This is a genomic window from Flavobacterium azizsancarii (assembly GCF_027980145.1).
Classification (GTDB): Bacteria; Bacteroidota; Bacteroidia; order Flavobacteriales; family Flavobacteriaceae; genus Flavobacterium; species Flavobacterium azizsancarii.
In genome coordinates this window covers 29299-45332 of record NZ_JAMZNK010000003.1, presented here as the reverse complement: position 1 = coordinate 45332, position 16034 = coordinate 29299, and the positions used below count along the sequence as shown (strand labels likewise).

Sequence of the window (16034 nt, the reverse complement as noted above, 5' to 3'; positions counted from 1 at the left end):
ATGGAAACAAATTATACGGAAGCGGAACGTTATTTTCAGGCACAAAAAAAAGTAGAAGAAATCAAGAAATTTTATCAGCATTTGACTGTTTATCTTCTTTGTAATCCTATTGTAATAGTGGTAAATCTTATGACTTCGCCTGGTTTTCTTTATTTTATATGGTGTTTGTTGGGATGGGGAATGGCTATTGTATTGCATGGATTAAAAGCTTTTAAATATTCGCCATTTTTTAATAAAGAATGGGAAGAACGAAAAATCAGGGAAATTTTAGAAAAAGAGAATAACAAGCAAACCTGGGAATAATTATGGAAACTAATTTTTATAAGGAGCAGGAAGATTTTGAACTTCAAAAAATGGCAAGCAAAAAAGTAGTTAAACTGAAAGCTTTTTATTCGCACATGTTTGTCTATATCGTAGGAGTGATTTTTTTTATTTTGAAGGAGTATTTTGGAGTTCCCTTTAATTTCTTTCCTTTAAAACATATTAATCTGTTTGTAATGATAGTCTGGACCGTTTTTTTCTTAGTTTCTGCGATTGACATATTTGTATCGTTCAGGATTTTTGGAGAAGAATGGGAAGAACGTAAGTTGAAAAGTATTTTAGAGAAAAAAATAAAAAAACAAAAATGGGAGTAATCATGGATGTAAATTATAATGAAGAGGATAAATACTACCTGGCTAAAAAGAAAGTGGAGAGTATCAAGGGATTTTATGGAAACCTGACGGCATTTATCGCTGTAAATGTAGTTTTGATTTTTATCAATTTATATACTTCGCCAGAACACTTATGGTTTTACTGGCCCCTGATGTGGTGGGGATTTGGAGTTGTTTTTCATGGATTGAAGGTTTCTGAAGTATTCCCGGTTCTGGGAAAAGATTGGGAAGAAAGAAAAATCAAAGAATTCATGGAGAAAGAAAAATTGAATAAAAATAAATGGCAATAATTTATACATTATAAAAAATGGGACGATTTAGACGACGCATGTACGATGATTACAGACATGAATTTAGTACAGACGAAAATTATAATAATGCATATAGAAAAGTGAAAAGGATTAAAGGTTTTTATTCGCACTTGAAGGTTTATATCATAGTGAATGCCTTTATCATTATTTCAAGCTTGAGTAGAGGTTATATAGGAAATCATTTTGAAATAAGAGGTTTGAGAAATTGGGAAATCTATTCTACAGCATTTTATTGGGGAATTGCTTTATTAATTCATGCCTTCAGCGTATTTGGTCCTGATGTCTTTTTTAGTAAAGATTGGGAGCAAAAGAAAATCCATAAATATATGGAGAAAGAAGCTCAGAATAAGAATAAATGGGAGTAACTTTAAATTAAAATTTTCAATTTTTGCATCGTATTAAATGACCACATTAATAATAGAAGACGAAAAACCGGCAGCAAGATTATTGCAGCGAAAACTCGAAAAGTTAGATATTTCTGTAGCAACCATGCTGCATTCTGTAGAAGAATCAATTCATTGGTTTGCTAATAATCAGCATCCGGATCTGATTTTTCTGGATATTCAGTTATCAGATGGCTTGTCGTTTGAAATTTTCGAAAAGATAGATATTCAAAGTGCTATTATCTTTACAACAGCATACGATGAATATGCGTTGAAAGCTTTTAAACTTAATAGTATCGATTATCTTTTAAAACCTATTGACGAAGATGATTTAGAAGTTGCAGTTACTAAATTCAAAACCCGAATTCCGAAAGTAAATCCGGGAAATCAAAATCTTCAGCTTGACTTCGAGCAAATTCGCCAAATGTTGTCAAATCCTTTCGAAAAGATTTACAAGAAACGATTTACCGTTAAAATTGGGCAACATTTAAAAGTAATTACAACAGACGAAATCGAATGTTTTTTTAGTGAAAATAAAGGCACTTATATTCATACTTTCGATAATAGAAATTATCTGATCGATGCGACTTTAGAAATTTTAGAACAGGAATTAGATAAAAAAAATTTCTTTCGTGTAAACCGAAAATTTATTGTTCCGCTTACGGCAATAAAAGAAATTCAGGTGTATACGAACTCCAGACTTAAAGTAATTTTACCAACTTATAAAGAAGATGAAGTAATTGTAAGCCGCGAAAAAGTACAGGATTTTAAAAATTGGCTGAGTTAAAAAGTTCTTATAATTAAAATCCATAGATACAATATTTGTCATTCTTCAGGAATTCAATCCAATATTAAAGAACCATCGGCTCGATCTATTTTATCGGGCCGGATTTTAATCCGGTTTAAGTTCAATACGGTTTAGGTTCGTAAAAAAACATAAAAAAACCTTCGTCCGAAGGTTTTTTTATATAAAAGTTTGTTATCTACTTGCTCAATCTGTGCAATGTAAAAGTCATGGCACTTAAGAGGAAGAAAGCCATAATCTGATGAATTAATCCTAAAGCCAGAGGAACGCTGTATAAAAGCGTAAAAACCCCTAATGCAAATTGAATAAATACAAAAACAACCAAAGTTTTTACCGAATTAGTTTGCATTCGAGTAAGCGAAAATTTTGTGCTTTTGTAATATAAAAACAAAATGAAAGCAACAACAACATAAGCAAAAGTCCTGTGCACGAACTGGACACCGCTTTTTCCTTCGATTAAGTTTTTGATTAAAGTAGGCTGTTCAATAAAAACAGAATCGTGTATAAATTCTCCGTCGCTCATTAATGGCCAATGATTGTGGATTAATCCCGCATTTAAACCCGCCACAAATCCGCCATAAATAATTTGGATTAATAGTGCCACCAAAGCAAATCGTGCAATATTTCGAAGTGGAATTACTTTAGTAATTGTTCTTTCCGGATAAATTAAATCCAGCGCCACCCATAAAGTATAAGCAAAAGTGATAAAGGCAAAAGTAAGGTGCAATGAAAGTCTGAAATGACTTACATCAGGATTGTCGATTAATCCGCTGCGAACCATAAACCAACCCAGAAAACCCTGAAAACCTCCCATTGCCAAAAGAACGATGCATTTTTTGATGGTAGATTTATCTAATTTCTTTCTGATTAAGAAATAAACAAAAGGGACAAAGAAAACCAACCCGATGATTCTACCAATAAAACGGTGAAACCACTCCCAGAAGTAAATAAATTTATAATCGGCTAATTGAAAATCATTGTGAATATTGATTTTTTGGTACTCAGGAAACTTCTTGTATTGTTCAAAAGCCTCATTCCATTTTGCATCCGTCAAAGGCGGGAAAGTATCTGTTACCAAATGCCAATCCGTCATTGATAAACCTGAATTTGTCAAACGGGTAATTCCGCCAACAACAACCATTAAAAATAATAAAACACAACCTGATAGTAACCAAATGATCACTGATTTATTCTCTTTTTTCATTCTATTCCAATTAATTCGATCTCGTTAATTTTGTTTTTGCTTTTTCCTATTCTTTTAAAATAAAGTTTTAATAAAGTAAAGTTTGCTATAATATTGATAATTAAGATCACTGTCATGACTATTATTCTATATTGATAGCTTTTAATATCCATTGTTATTTTAAAATAATCAATTAGAACTGTATTTTGAAATATTGCACCTATAATCATTATAGCAGATATGGAAGCAATACTGATTAAAAAAAAGAAGATTTTATATTTATAATTACTACTTTTAGTTCTATTGATTTTTCTAATAAAAATAATATTAGTTACTAAAACTATTAATATTAAAATAATAGAAAAAATAGCCACTAATAGATCCATTATTTTTTAGGTATTAAGTTTAACTTTTCTGCTCTTTTAATAATAAAATCATATGCAGCCTGATATTCATTAGGAATATCACCTTCTAAAATGGCTTCTTTTACAGCTTCTTTTAACATTCCGATTTCTCGTGAAGGTTTTAAATCAAACAATTCCATAATTTCTTCACCGGAAATTGGTGGTTGAAAATTACGCACATGATCGCGTTCCTCAACTTCTACAATTTTCTTTCGAACGATTTCAAAGTTCTTATGATATTTCTTAAACTTCGATGGATTCTTGGTTGTAATATCTGCTTCGCACAAAGTCATTAAATCCTCGACATCTTCGCCTGCATCAAAAACCAAACGACGCACCGCACTGTCTGTCACAATATCCTGTGCCAAAACAATAGGGCGAGAACTCATAATAACCATTTTTTGCACAAATTTCATTTTGTGATTCAAAGGCATATGCAAACGCTCGAATATTTTCTTTGCCATTTTTCCGCCAAGAAATTCATGTCCGTGAAAAGTCCATCCCTGTTTCTTGTTGAAACGTTTGGTTGGTGCTTTTCCAATATCATGCAACAAAGCCGACCAGCGCAACCAGACGTCATCTGTATTGGGGCAAATATTATCGACTACTTCAAGTGAGTGATAAAAGTTGTTTTTATGAGTGTGACCTTCAATTTCTTCCACCTGATTAAGCGCTGTTAACTCTGGTAAAATAATATCTAAAAGCCCGGTTTGATATAAAAGTAAAAAACCTATAGAAGGTTTATCAGTAGATAGAATCTTATTCAGTTCATCAACAATGCGTTCTCCGGAAATAATATTGATTCTCTCAGCATTTTTGGTAATTGCATCAAGAGAATTTTTCTCGATTTCGAAACCTAACTGATTGGCAAAACGAATAGCACGCAACATTCTCAAAGGATCATCAGAATAAGTAATGCTGGGATCTAAAGGTGTTTTGATTGTTTTATTTTCTAAATCAGCCAAACCATTAAAAGGATCAGAAAGATCGCCAAACGTTTTTTCGTTCAATGATAGTGCCAATGCATTAATCGTGAAATCACGACGATTTTGATCGTCTTCAAGAGTTCCGTTTTCGACGATAGGATTTCGGCTCTCAAAATTGTAAGATTCTTTTCGGGCGCCAACAAATTCAATGTCAGTGTCTTCAAAACGCAACATTGCTGTTCCGTAAGTCTTGAAAACTTGTACTTTTGGTTTTTTTGGAAGTAATTCAGAAACCTTAAGTGCCAATTCGATACCGCTACCAACGGCAACAACATCAATGTCTTTTTTAGAACCCCGATTTAAAAGCAAATCCCGAACAAATCCGCCAATTACGTAACTGTCGACGTTAAGTTCCTGAGATGCTTTCGAAATAACTTCGAAGATTTTATGTTGTAATGCTGCTTTATAGTTTGTTTGTATAGCCACGAATTCACTAATTTTAAATAATACATTTCTATTCTTTAAGAAGAATGAAACGTGTGCAAATTTACAACATAGAAAATGCCTATTATAATCTATAGTCCACTTTTTTGAATAAATTCACAGTTTGAGGTGGAGAATTTTATCAATCAGAAAAATGGTTGCCACGAATTGCACGAATTTCCGCGAATTTTATTTTTGTAAACTTAATTCGATTGAATCTAATTAGTGATAATTCGTGTAATTCGTGGCAAAAAAAACATTGATACCGTTATCAAACAAATCAATTGCAATAATATCTTTTTAGAAATTCAATTTGTATTTTTGAATTCTATAAAAACGCACACATGAAAATTGTTATATCGCCGGCGAAGTCTTTAAATTTCGAAAAAGAATTACCAACTACCCAATATACAGAACCTGCTTTCTTAAAAGAAGCGCGTCAGGTTCATAAAGTTTTAAAAGAAAAAAAACCGTCTGAACTATCTGAATTAATGTCTATCTCAGATAAATTAGCAGATTTAAACTGGAAAAGAAATCAGGATTGGAAAACGCCTTTTACGCCTGATAATGCACGTCCGGCAATTTATACTTTTGATGGAGATGTTTATACAGGTTTAGATGCGTATACAATTCCGCTTGAAAAGTTAGAGGTCTTACAAAATAAACTTAGAATTTTATCCGGACTTTATGGTGTTTTAAAACCATTAGATTTGATGCAGGCGTACCGCTTAGAAATGGGAACAAAATTGCCAATTGGCGAATACAAGAATCTGCATGAATTCTGGAAACCAACCGTTACTAAAGCTTTAAATAAAGAACTTGAAAAAGGAGAGTTGTTTGTGAATTTAGCCAGTAATGAATATTTTTCGGCTGTAGATGTAAAAGCCTTAAAAGTTCCTGTAATTACTCCGGATTTTAAAGATTATAAAGATGGGAAACTTAAGATCATCAGTTTCTTTGCCAAAAAGGCAAGAGGTATGATGGTTCGTTATATTATCGATACGAATGCAGAAACAATTGATGACTTAAAAGGTTTCGATTATGAGGGATATCATTTTGATGCTAATCTTTCAGAAGGAAATCATTTGGTTTTTACAAGATAGGTTTTTTTTGAGGTGCTAAGTCTCTAAGTTGCTCAGGTTCTAAGTTTTTTGCAAGAGAGTCGGAGACTCGGACTATATTGTAGGGAGGGATTTTTTTTTAAAAGATGCTAAGTCTCTAAGTTGCTAAGAATCTAAATTTTTTGCAAGAGAGTCGGAGACTCGGACTATATTGTAGGGAGGGATTTTTTTTTAAAAGATGCTAAGTCTCTAAGTTGCTAAGATTCTAAGTTTTTTTGTAAGAGAGTCGGAGACTCGAACTATATTGTAGGGAGGGATTTTAATCCTTTTGATTTGAGGTACAAAGGTTCAAAGAAACAAAGGTTCATAGGTTTGTAATTGTTTCAGTTTAAAATTGAATAGACACCAGCTTTAGCTGGAGGAAATTAATAAAATCTAAAATTGGCTTTAGCCGAATTATTCCAATTATGTTAAATAAAAAAGCCGGACTAAATAAATAGCCCGGCTTTTTCGTATTATAAATAATTATTATTAATGCATTGCATCAGCAGGATTAATCTTGTTTTTTCCTTTTTTAATGAAAAATATAATCGGAATACAGCATAAAAACATGATTCCTAGGTACATGAAAATATCAATGTATGACATTACTGTACTTTGTTTTAAAACGGCATAATCTATAGCCTGATACGCTTTTTGTAATGCTACATCTGAACTATAGCCTTTTGATTCAAAAGCTCTTTGCATTCCTATGATGCGTTCCTGAACCTGGTGGTTTGTAGGATCTAAATTATTAATCAAATTCACTCTGTGTTCCTGACTAAAACGAGTTATAAATGTCGTGATAATCGCAATACCAAATGATCCTCCTAATTGTCTCATCATACCGGTAAAAGCAGCTCCTTCACCAATATGTTTTCCTTTTAATGTAGAAAGCGAAAGCGTTGTGATAGGTACAAATAGTAATCCCAATCCAATTCCTCTTAAAATCAAAGGCCAGTACATATGTTCAACTCCAGTATCAGGAGTCATACGTGTCTGCATCATAAAGGTAAAAAAGAAGAATACTAAAAATCCAACTCCAACCATATAACCTTGCGGAACACCTTTTTGAATCATATTACCAACAAATGGCATCATGATCGCTGTTGTGATCGAACCCGGAATCAATAATAATCCGGCATCAGTCGCTGTCCATCCTAAAACAGATTGCGTATAAATTGGGATAATTAAAGTTGATCCGTATAAACCGAAACCAAGAATAAAACACATTACTGTTCCAATTCTTAAATTCCCATCTTTTAAAACACTCAGGTTTACGATTGGATATTTATAAGTAAGCTCCCTCCATATAAATAATACCAATCCAAGAACCGTAACAACACTTAAGGTTACAATAAGCGAATCATTGAACCAATCATCTTGTTGACCATGTTCGAGAACGAATTGCAGTGATCCAATAAAAGAAGCCAAAAGTATAATTCCCCACCAGTCTACCTGGTTTGCTTTTAATTTTTCTCCATATTTTGGGCTTCTTACGAAAGTAAGTGCCAGAATAGTTGCAATAATTCCTAACGGAATATTGATATAAAAGATATAAGGCCAGGAGTAATTATCTACTAAATAACCTCCCAAAGGCGGACCTAAGGTTGGACCAACAATTACACCCATTCCGTAAATAGCCTGTGCCATACCACGTTTTGCTATAGGGTAACTTTCGGTAATAATAGTTTGAGCTGTTACTAATAAAGCTCCTCCTCCCATACCTTGTACGAACCTAAAAGCTACCAGTTCCCAGATATTAGTGGCATTTCCGCATAAAAAGGAACAGACTGTAAATAGTATGATAGAAGCCACAAAATAATTACGTCTTCCAAATTGCTGCGAAAGCCAACTCGTCATCGGAATTACAATAACATTCGCAATTGCGTATGCTGTAATTACCCAAGCCACATCAGTCAAAGTAGCACCAAGGCTACCTCGCATGTCTGTTAGTGCTACGTTTACAATCGTGGTATCTACAATTTCCAACAGTGCACAAAGTACTGCAGTAATCGTAATAATCACACGTCTATAACCGTATTCTACTAAATCATCATCTCCTTGTACTGCTGTCATTATATTATTTTAAATGTACGTCTACGTCAACATTCATACCTGGTCTTAGTAATTTTACTTTTTCAGGATCATTCGATTCATCCAAACTAATTTTTACCGGTAATCTCTGAATTGTTTTTACGAAGTTACCCGTTGCGTTATCAGGAGGTAACAATGAAAAACGTGATCCTGTTGCAGGAGAGAAAGAAGTTAAAGTTCCTTTGAATTCGTAGTTAGGGTAAGCATCTACTTTTAAGCTTACTTTTTGTCCCACAATCATTTTGTTCAATTGAGTTTCTTTAAAGTTAGCTACAACCCACGCTTCATTATTATTGATGATATAGAACAAAGATTGTCCAGGTTGAACCAATTGTCCAGGCTGAATGTCAACTTTAGAAACCTGACCGTCAATTGCTGCAGTTACAACAGTATAGGTTAAGTTTAAGTGAGCAACATCCAACATTGTTTTGGCTCTTTTGATATTTGCAGCAGCAACTTCAGTCTGTTTGTCAGAAACTTTAGATTTCGATTGAATTACAGATTTTTGGTAAGAACTTGCTCTTTGTTGTTGTTCTAAAACACGTACTTGATTCTCTGCTTCTTCTTTTGAAGATAAAGCCTGCTCGTATTGTTGTTTTGTAATCGTATGTGTTTTGTACAAATTATTGTAACGGTTATAATCGTTTGTAATTTGTCTTAATCTAATTTTCGCACTTTCGATAGAACCAGTTGCAGATCTCATATTCGCATCAGAAACTGATATGTTTGCATTTGCGCTACCAATATCAGCTTTTGCAGCTTCGTATTGACCTTCAGCACCTAGCAAAGCAGCGTTAGCTTCGTCGATTTTTAATTGGTAATCTCTTTTGTCGATAGTAAATAAAGTATCTCCTTTTTTTACAAAGTCATTATCTTTTACATACACCTTACTAATATATCCAGATACTCTAGGAATAATTGGATTCATTTTTTTCTCGATTTGAGCATCATCTGTTTCTTCGTGAGCTTGGGAGTGTAAGTATTTTGTTATTCCGTATGTTCCGCCCACTAAAACCAACACGGTTAGTATAATGATGAATTTAGTATTTGTTTTTTTCTTTTCCATGAGAGCTATCGATTATATTTTAGAAAGATTGAATGATTGTGATAATTGTCCTGATACTGAAAGTAATTCGTAATATTTTTGAATAATAGTTGCTTTGGACACAGCTGTATTTATTTTGGCACTTAATTGCTCAACATCAGCCTCAACCAAATCATTGGTATCCGCCAAACCATTGTCGAATTTATCCTTAACAAGTCTGTAATTTTCAGATGCCTGTTGAAGTGCTTCGTCATAGACAACACTTTGATTGATGGCTAAGTCATAATCTTCGATAGATTTTTGAACCTCAACCTTAATACGGTCTGTCATTACGGCTTCTGTATTTTTAACTTCCAAAGCTCTGCTTTCAGCTTCTCTTACGTGAGCACTATTTTTGTAAATTCCAGAGATGTCATAAGTTAAACCCAGACCAAAGTTCATCGCATATTTTACAGTAATGATGTCTTTAAGATCTAAAGCAGTATAACCACCAAGTAATGCTAATGTAGGATAGTAGGCTGCCCTTGCAACTTTAATATTTGCGTCCGAAGCTTTTTGTTGAAAACGAATAGCTTCTAAATCTTTTCTGTTTTGTAAAGCTAAAACATCAGATGTTGGTGCATTGCTGGTTTTTAAATTAAAGAAATCAGCTTCATTAACCTGAAGTTTTGTACCAGGATCCAACTTCAATAAAGTAGTTAGATAAAAGTTGATGTTATTAAGATTGTTATTTGCTTCATCAATTGATAATTGTGTTTTTGAAACTAATAATTGCGATTTTAATAAATCATTTCTAGGAATGATACCGTTTTTCTCTAATTCAATAAAATCAGTAACACGCTGTTTGGCGCTTTTTTGATTTTCGTTTAAAACATCCAAAGTTTTTTGAGCTTTATACAAAGCGGTGTAGTAAGTAATTACACGTAACGTAACATCTTCTTTTGTTTTAGCAGCATTTGCATTTTCAGCTCCGTATAAATTATCAGAAGCGTTAATGCTGTTTTGAATTTTAAATCCTGCAAAAAGAGGCAAACTTAAATTGGCCATTCCAAGCATTGCTCTGTCAGGAGATGCCAGAGATGCATTTTCACCCTGATTAGGCATACTAATTGAAGCTTTTGTAAGTCGTTGATATTGGCCGGAAACTTTAATATCCGGATACTGACTGTTTTTAACTTCTTGTAATTCGTACTTTTTTGTGTTTACCTTAGTATTGGCAAGCGTAACTTCGTTACTCTTCTCCCAAGCCATTTTTACGGCTTCGTCTAAGGTTAAACTTGTTTTTTCTTGTGCTTCTATTGATGAAATTCCGATAAAGAAAATACCAAAGAGCATTAATTGATTAATTTTCATAAACAAGTAGAGCTTTTATAGTTTGTTGAATGTGCTTTGTAAGACTGTTTTTAATGTAATCATTGTACATTGCTTCTGTTTTTAAATTCAGTAATTCTTCGAAGAAAGGTTTATTCATATGAAAGTGAAAAAAAGTTCCAATGATAGTAGGAGTGATAAGAGGAATGATTACATCTTTTCTAAAGATTCCTTTTTCCTGACCTTGAGTAATAATGCTCTCAACAGATTTTAAGTTTCCTTTTTTTAACTCTGTAAAAGCAATAAAACTTTTTTCTCTCTTTTTTGCATTGATTTCAAAATGCAATACCCTGAAAATCCCTTTGTTACAACTAATCCTGTTAATGTAAATTTCGATTAATTTATTGACTTTTTCAATAGGTTCGAGATTTTCCTGTAATAAATTTTCGAGCTGTAGTTTTAAATCAGAAGTTTTGTAGATGATTAGCGCTTCAAGCAGTCTTTCTTTTGAACCAAAATAATACGAAACCATGGCAATATTTATTTTTGCATGTTTTGAGATGTCTCGTATGGAAGTACCTTCGAATCCTTTTTCAGAGAAAAGCTTTTCAGCAACCTCAAGAATTTTAATTTTTTTATCGTTTAATTCGATGTTGTACATGATATTGTTTCTAATCGGGTACAAAATTAAACAAGCGTTTAAATTAAACAGTTGTTTAATTTTGTTTTAACATAATTTTAACAAAAAACCTTGTAGTTGTTTTTTGTAAATATTTAATTTTTAAAGACATAAAAAAAGCTGAAAAAATACCATTTGATATTGATTCAGCCTTGTGTTTTTTTTGTCTATGATAAAAGCAACTTTTTTAGGAGCTAATCCCGCTATCCGTTTCAATCTTTTGTGGCTCCCGGTAGCTCAATGTTATTAAATTAAGCCTTTTGTGGCAATTATAGCTAAAAAAAATCGCGCAAAGTCGCAAAGAAAATGGATTTAAACTTGGCGGCTTTGCGACTTTGCGCGAGATCAATTAGACAAAAGCATTGTATATTTTTCCTTAACTTAAAGACATTGCCTGATAGCTATTGGTGCTAGGTAAGTCATTTTCATGAGAATATTTTCGTTTAGTTTGTTATTCGAAGAATGAGAAATCACACTTATAATTCGATAAAGACTGGTGCTATTCTCTGTAGCGTTTTTGATGTGATTTCTCATTCTTCGAAATAACAAAACGATATCTAGATTGTTGAACTAATGATTTATTTACCTAATCTCCCCAACAAATTCTTCAATTTTTCCACTTCCTTTTTCACTTAAATGTTTAATAAAAGCACTACCTATAATCGCTCCTTTTGCGAATTTAGTAGCCTGATTAAAAGTTTCCTTATTCGAAATTCCGAAACCAATAATTTGTGGATTTTTAAGATTCATATTCGAAATTCTTTCGAAATAACTTTCCTGAGTATTTCCAAAACCGGATTGAGAACCTGTAACACTTGCAGAACTTACCATATAAATGAATCCGTTTGAAACGCTGTCGATAAAGCGAATGCGTTCGTCAGAAGTTTGTGGCGTAATCAGGAATACATTGATTAATCCGTATTTTTGGAAAATTGCTTTGTATTCATCTGCATAAACGTCAACCGGTAAATCAGGAATAATTAAACCATCTATACCAATTTCTGCACATTTTTTACAAAAAGCTTCAACCCCGTATTGTAACATTGGATTGAAGTATCCCATAATGATCAACGGAATTTTTACGCTTTCGCGGATGTTCTTTAGCTGATCAAAAAGAATTTGAGTGGTCATTCCGTTTTTAAGTGCCTGAGTAGAACTCGCCTGAATGGTTGGTCCATCAGCCAAAGGATCGCTAAAAGGCAAACCAATTTCGATTAAGTCTACGCCGTTTTTTTCTAAATCCTGAATGATTTGAACGGTATCATTTAAGTTAGGATACCCCGCCGAAAAATAGATAGAAAGTATCTTTTTATCTTCTTGTAATTTTTGAGTTATTCTGTTCATTGTTTTTATTTTTTATCCTAACACGTTTTTCTAAACAGGTTAGACAGCTATTTATATTATCTATAATTACTTATTTTCGGTATAAATCCATGCAACAGTTCCGGAGTTCAAAGTTACTTGAACCCTTTTATAGGCATTAGATTCAAATAAATCTATTTTAGCCAAATCTTCAGTCGAAATAGTGAAAAGAATACCTTTTATTGTATCCGAAGGATTTTCACTGGCTACTGCTACATGATAATCTTCAATTCCAAATTCTTCTTCGATTTGAAGATCCTTTAGTTTGTGACCATTGAGCTGGTCAGGTGTTCCGTTTAAGATTCTATTGAAAACTCGCATCTGAATTTCTTTCGATCGTAATGTTCCGTAAGAAAAGAACTGTTCCATAATAATTATTATTTTTCTCGTTATTTGTTTGCGTTAGGGATGCGAGCGAAATCTCCCGATTTAGAAAAACAAGGCTTTTTATCCTTAGTTTCTGTTAATTGGGATATAGCAGACAGCCCGATCCGCCGCGGCGGAGAATGCCGAAATTACGATTTTTATTACAATTTAAAATAATCGATGTAATTGTCTAAATCTTTATCGCCACGACCAGAAAGACTGATTACTACAATATCTGTAGGTTTAAATTTCTTTTGATCCAAAACTGCAAACGCATGCGCACTCTCGATTGCCGGAATAATTCCTTCTAATTTAGTCAATTGTAAACCAGCGTTCATAGCGTCGTCATCTGTAACCGAGAAAAATTCTCCACGACCTGTTTGTGCTAAATGTGCGTGCATTGGGCCAACACCAGGATAATCCAGACCTGCAGAAATTGAATAAGGTTCTGTGATTTGCCCGTCAGGAGTTTGCATTAAAAGAGTTTTGCAACCGTGAATAACGCCTACTTTTCCTAATTTACTTGTTGCTGCACTAAATCCGCTATCAACACCTTTTCCGGCTGCTTCAACGGCAATGATTCCAACTTCTGGTTCATGCAAAAAGTGATAATAAGTTCCTGCAGCGTTGCTTCCACCACCAATACAAGCGACTACGTAATCAGGATTTTCACGTCCTTCTTTTTCTTTTAACTGCCATTTGATTTCTTCAGAAATTACACTCTGAAAACGAGTTACCATATCCGGATAAGGATGCGGTCCAATTGCAGATCCTATAATATAATGCGTGTCAACCGGATTATTGATCCAGTCGCGAATTGCTTCGTTTGTAGCATCTTTTAAAGTTCTTGATCCTGAAAGTGCCGGACGAACCTCAGCGCCTAACATTTTCATACGAGCCACATTTGGTGCCTGGCGCGCAATGTCGATTTCCCCCATATAAACGATACATTCCAATCCCATAAGAGCGCAAACTGTTGCCGTTGCAACTCCGTGTTGGCCAGCTCCGGTTTCAGCAATAATTCTTTTTTTACCCAAACGTTTTGCAACCAATATTTGTCCAATGGTATTGTTTACTTTATGTGCTCCCGTATGGTTTAAATCTTCTCTTTTGAGATAAATTTTGGTATTGTATTTTTCAGACAAACGCTTGGCAAAATAAAGCGGACTAGGGCGCCCAACATAATCTTTTAGCAATTGATCGAACTCAGCTTTAAAATCTGGTTCGCTTGTTATCTTCAAATAGTTCTCACGTAATTCTTCTACATTTGGATACAGCATTTCAGGAATGTATGCTCCTCCAAACTCTCCGTAATATCCTTTTTCGTTGACGTTAAAATTCATTTTGTTGAAATTTTAAAGGTTGACAATTTCAAGTTTTCGTTTGAAATTGGTTAATAAATTTTTGTTTTTTAATCCAGGTTCGATTTCAAATCTACTGTTTACATCGATGGCATAAACCGGTAATTTTAGATTTTTAATCGCTGCTATTTCTTCAAGTCCAATACCACCACTTAAAAAGAATGGTTTGTAGGATTTATTATTTTTTAATATTTTCCAGTTGAAAGTTGCTCCGTTTCCTCCGGGTAATTTCCCTTTGGTATCAAACAGGAAATAATCACAGACATCCTCAAAAGGTTGTAAAACCTCGAAATCAAAATCGTCTCCAATTGAAAATACCTTTATGATTTCGATTCTTTTATTGATCTTATTTTTTAATTCCTGACAAAATTCAACAGATTCTGTCCCGTGTAACTGAACGGCCTGTAAATTGTGTTCGTCGATTTTCTTGATAATATTTTCAACTGATTCGTTTACAAAAACCCCAACTTTTTTGATGGTTTTTATCAGTTCCGGAATTGTTCCGTTAAAATATCGGGCGGATTTTTCGTAGAAAATAAATCCCATATAATCGGGTAGGAGTGAACCTACTTCGATTATGTTCTCGGGATATTTCATGCCGCATATTTTGAGTTTCATTGTTGTGGTGTGTATTTTACCGCAAAGGGCGCTAAGTTTTTTATATTTTGATTGTGCTTAAAAACGCTAAGTTCGCAAAGCTTTGTGTTTTGTTTTGCCACGAAGGCGCAAAGGCGCAAAGTTTTTATTGATTTTTATTCGTGCTTATTCGTGAAATTTGTATTTATTATAAGCCTTTTATAAATTCTGTTGCTGCTTTTCCTGCGTTATCAGTTTTCATGAAGTTTTCTCCAATTAAAAATCCGCTGTAACCGTAAGGTCTAAGTTCAGAAATAGCTTCGATAGACGAGATTCCGCTTTCTGAAACTTTTACGAAATCATCCGGAATTTGTGATGCTAATTGTTTACTGAAATCAAGACTTACTTCAAAAGTTTTTAGGTTTCTGTTGTTCACACCAATCATATCCAAACTTGGCATAATCGATTTTTCTAATTCTTCTTTATTATGAACTTCCAATAAAACTTCTAATCCTAATTTCTTTGCAAATTCAGATAACGATTTGATTTCTTCACGCGTTAAAACCGCTGCGATTAATAAAATCAAATCTGCTCCAAAAGCTTTTGCTTCCAGAATCTGGTATTCGTCGACAATAAATTCTTTTCGCAAAAGTGGAATATTTACACTTGCTCTTGCCAAAAGTAAATCGTCTAGAGAACCACCAAAATATTTTCCGTCAGTTAAAACAGAAATTCCGCAAGCGCCTGCGTTTTCATATCCTTTTACTACTTCTTCAACCGTAAAACTGTGATTAATAACAGATTTTGAAGGAGAACGACGTTTGTGTTCTGCAATAATTCCAGTAGAACTTACTTTTAGTTTTTGACTTAGAGAAATCGTTTGTCTTTCAAAAAATACAGAACTTTCCAATTGCGAAACCGGAATGATTGATTTTTTAAGAACTACTTCTCTTTTTTTGTCAACTATAATTTTATCTAAAATATTCATA

The 16034-nt window shown here is 33.5% G+C and carries 17 protein-coding genes; 6 read left to right on the top strand and 11 right to left on the bottom strand.

What is annotated here, in order from left to right; all coding sequences use genetic code 11:
- Genes NJT12_RS02375 through NJT12_RS02355 form a run of 5 tightly spaced genes read left to right on the top strand, consistent with a single transcriptional unit; the run spans position 1 to position 2134 of the window.
- Entirely contained in the window at positions 1 to 303 is a 303-nt protein-coding gene (locus NJT12_RS02375; RefSeq protein WP_271334335.1) for a 2TM domain-containing protein, read from the top strand.
- Between the two features lie 2 nt (positions 304 to 305).
- On the top strand, positions 306 to 635 hold the full coding sequence (locus tag NJT12_RS02370; RefSeq protein ID WP_271334334.1) for a 2TM domain-containing protein: 330 nt from the start codon (positions 306 to 308) through the stop codon (positions 633 to 635).
- Positions 626 to 943: a 2TM domain-containing protein gene (locus tag NJT12_RS02365; protein WP_271334333.1), complete on the top strand. Its 318-nt coding sequence runs from the start codon at positions 626 to 628 to the stop codon at positions 941 to 943. The genes NJT12_RS02370 and NJT12_RS02365 overlap by 10 nt, the downstream gene beginning before the upstream one ends.
- Before the next feature lie 17 nt (positions 944 to 960).
- A complete protein-coding gene (locus tag NJT12_RS02360) occupies positions 961 to 1329 on the top strand; it encodes a 2TM domain-containing protein (protein ID WP_271334332.1) in 369 nt (122 codons plus the stop codon).
- Between the two features lie 37 nt (positions 1330 to 1366).
- Positions 1367 to 2134: a LytR/AlgR family response regulator transcription factor gene (locus NJT12_RS02355; RefSeq protein WP_271334331.1), complete on the top strand. Its 768-nt coding sequence runs from the start codon at positions 1367 to 1369 to the stop codon at positions 2132 to 2134.
- A 196-nt stretch (positions 2135 to 2330) separates the two neighbouring features.
- On the opposite strand, the gene NJT12_RS02350 is transcribed toward NJT12_RS02355, so the two are convergent.
- Both NJT12_RS02350 and NJT12_RS02345 read right to left on the bottom strand, forming a co-directional pair.
- Complete coding sequence (locus tag NJT12_RS02350) at positions 2331 to 3356, bottom strand: COX15/CtaA family protein (protein ID WP_271334330.1); 1026 nt, start codon at positions 3354 to 3356, stop codon at positions 2331 to 2333.
- A 364-nt stretch (positions 3357 to 3720) separates the two neighbouring features.
- Positions 3721 to 5151 (bottom strand): CCA tRNA nucleotidyltransferase, encoded by a 1431-nt coding sequence (locus NJT12_RS02345; protein WP_271334329.1) that lies wholly within the window; start codon positions 5149 to 5151, stop codon positions 3721 to 3723.
- Between the two features lie 341 nt (positions 5152 to 5492).
- Here NJT12_RS02345 and yaaA point away from each other — a divergent pair, with 341 nt between their 5' ends.
- Positions 5493 to 6251, top strand: a complete 759-nt coding sequence (gene yaaA, locus NJT12_RS02340) for a peroxide stress protein YaaA (protein ID WP_271334328.1) — start codon at positions 5493 to 5495, stop codon at positions 6249 to 6251.
- Positions 6252 to 6740: 489 nt separating this feature from the next.
- On the opposite strand, the gene NJT12_RS02335 is transcribed toward yaaA, so the two are convergent.
- The 9 genes from NJT12_RS02335 to trpC all read right to left on the bottom strand — a co-directional run bounded on the left by NJT12_RS02335 (position 6741) and on the right by trpC (position 16033).
- Positions 6741 to 8327, bottom strand: a complete 1587-nt coding sequence (locus tag NJT12_RS02335; RefSeq protein WP_271334327.1) for an MDR family MFS transporter — start codon at positions 8325 to 8327, stop codon at positions 6741 to 6743.
- Positions 8328 to 8331: 4 nt separating this feature from the next.
- Entirely contained in the window at positions 8332 to 9411 is a 1080-nt protein-coding gene (locus NJT12_RS02330) for an HlyD family secretion protein (RefSeq protein WP_271334326.1), read from the bottom strand.
- Positions 9412 to 9423: 12 nt separating this feature from the next.
- Complete coding sequence (locus NJT12_RS02325; protein WP_271334325.1) at positions 9424 to 10743, bottom strand: TolC family protein; 1320 nt, start codon at positions 10741 to 10743, stop codon at positions 9424 to 9426.
- Complete coding sequence (locus NJT12_RS02320) at positions 10733 to 11362, bottom strand: TetR/AcrR family transcriptional regulator (RefSeq protein ID WP_271334324.1); 630 nt, start codon at positions 11360 to 11362, stop codon at positions 10733 to 10735. Before NJT12_RS02320 ends, NJT12_RS02325 begins: the two co-directional genes overlap by 11 nt.
- A 600-nt stretch (positions 11363 to 11962) precedes the next feature.
- Positions 11963 to 12724: a tryptophan synthase subunit alpha gene (gene trpA / locus NJT12_RS02315; protein WP_271334323.1), complete on the bottom strand. Its 762-nt coding sequence runs from the start codon at positions 12722 to 12724 to the stop codon at positions 11963 to 11965.
- 66 nt (positions 12725 to 12790) lie between these two features.
- Positions 12791 to 13111, bottom strand: a complete 321-nt coding sequence (locus NJT12_RS02310) for a gamma-glutamylcyclotransferase family protein (protein WP_271334322.1) — start codon at positions 13109 to 13111, stop codon at positions 12791 to 12793.
- A gap of 158 nt (positions 13112 to 13269) precedes the next feature.
- Positions 13270 to 14451: a tryptophan synthase subunit beta gene (gene trpB, locus NJT12_RS02305; RefSeq protein ID WP_271334321.1), complete on the bottom strand. Its 1182-nt coding sequence runs from the start codon at positions 14449 to 14451 to the stop codon at positions 13270 to 13272.
- A 12-nt stretch (positions 14452 to 14463) separates the two neighbouring features.
- The gene (locus NJT12_RS02300; RefSeq protein ID WP_271334320.1) at positions 14464 to 15087 is read right to left on the bottom strand and encodes a phosphoribosylanthranilate isomerase; all 624 of its coding nucleotides are present in this window, start codon (positions 15085 to 15087) and stop codon (positions 14464 to 14466) included.
- A 166-nt stretch (positions 15088 to 15253) separates the two neighbouring features.
- Positions 15254 to 16033, bottom strand: a complete 780-nt coding sequence (trpC, locus tag NJT12_RS02295) for an indole-3-glycerol phosphate synthase TrpC (RefSeq protein ID WP_271334319.1) — start codon at positions 16031 to 16033, stop codon at positions 15254 to 15256.
- Between the last annotated feature and the right edge of the window lies 1 nt (position 16034).

Excerpts from the sequence above, each read along its gene's own strand:
- NJT12_RS02375 (WP_271334335.1), top strand. The coding sequence starts at position 1 with ATGGAAACAAATTATACGGAAGCGGAACGTTATTTTCAGGCACAAAAA.
- NJT12_RS02370 (WP_271334334.1), top strand. The coding sequence starts at position 306 with ATGGAAACTAATTTTTATAAGGAGCAGGAAGATTTTGAACTTCAAAAA.
- NJT12_RS02365 (WP_271334333.1), top strand. The coding sequence starts at position 626 with ATGGGAGTAATCATGGATGTAAATTATAATGAAGAGGATAAATACTAC.
- NJT12_RS02360 (WP_271334332.1), top strand. The coding sequence starts at position 961 with ATGGGACGATTTAGACGACGCATGTACGATGATTACAGACATGAATTT.
- NJT12_RS02355 (WP_271334331.1), top strand. The coding sequence starts at position 1,367 with ATGACCACATTAATAATAGAAGACGAAAAACCGGCAGCAAGATTATTG.
- NJT12_RS02350 (WP_271334330.1), bottom strand. The coding sequence starts at position 3,356 with ATGAAAAAAGAGAATAAATCAGTGATCATTTGGTTACTATCAGGTTGT.
- yaaA (WP_271334328.1), top strand. The coding sequence starts at position 5,493 with ATGAAAATTGTTATATCGCCGGCGAAGTCTTTAAATTTCGAAAAAGAA.
- NJT12_RS02335 (WP_271334327.1), bottom strand. The coding sequence starts at position 8,327 with ATGACAGCAGTACAAGGAGATGATGATTTAGTAGAATACGGTTATAGA.
- NJT12_RS02330 (WP_271334326.1), bottom strand. The coding sequence starts at position 9,411 with ATGGAAAAGAAAAAAACAAATACTAAATTCATCATTATACTAACCGTG.
- NJT12_RS02325 (WP_271334325.1), bottom strand. The coding sequence starts at position 10,743 with ATGAAAATTAATCAATTAATGCTCTTTGGTATTTTCTTTATCGGAATT.
- NJT12_RS02320 (WP_271334324.1), bottom strand. The coding sequence starts at position 11,362 with ATGTACAACATCGAATTAAACGATAAAAAAATTAAAATTCTTGAGGTT.
- trpA (WP_271334323.1), bottom strand. The coding sequence starts at position 12,724 with ATGAACAGAATAACTCAAAAATTACAAGAAGATAAAAAGATACTTTCT.
- NJT12_RS02310 (WP_271334322.1), bottom strand. The coding sequence starts at position 13,111 with ATGGAACAGTTCTTTTCTTACGGAACATTACGATCGAAAGAAATTCAG.
- trpB (WP_271334321.1), bottom strand. The coding sequence starts at position 14,451 with ATGAATTTTAACGTCAACGAAAAAGGATATTACGGAGAGTTTGGAGGA.
- NJT12_RS02300 (WP_271334320.1), bottom strand. The coding sequence starts at position 15,087 with ATGAAACTCAAAATATGCGGCATGAAATATCCCGAGAACATAATCGAA.
- trpC (WP_271334319.1), bottom strand. The coding sequence starts at position 16,033 with ATGAATATTTTAGATAAAATTATAGTTGACAAAAAAAGAGAAGTAGTT.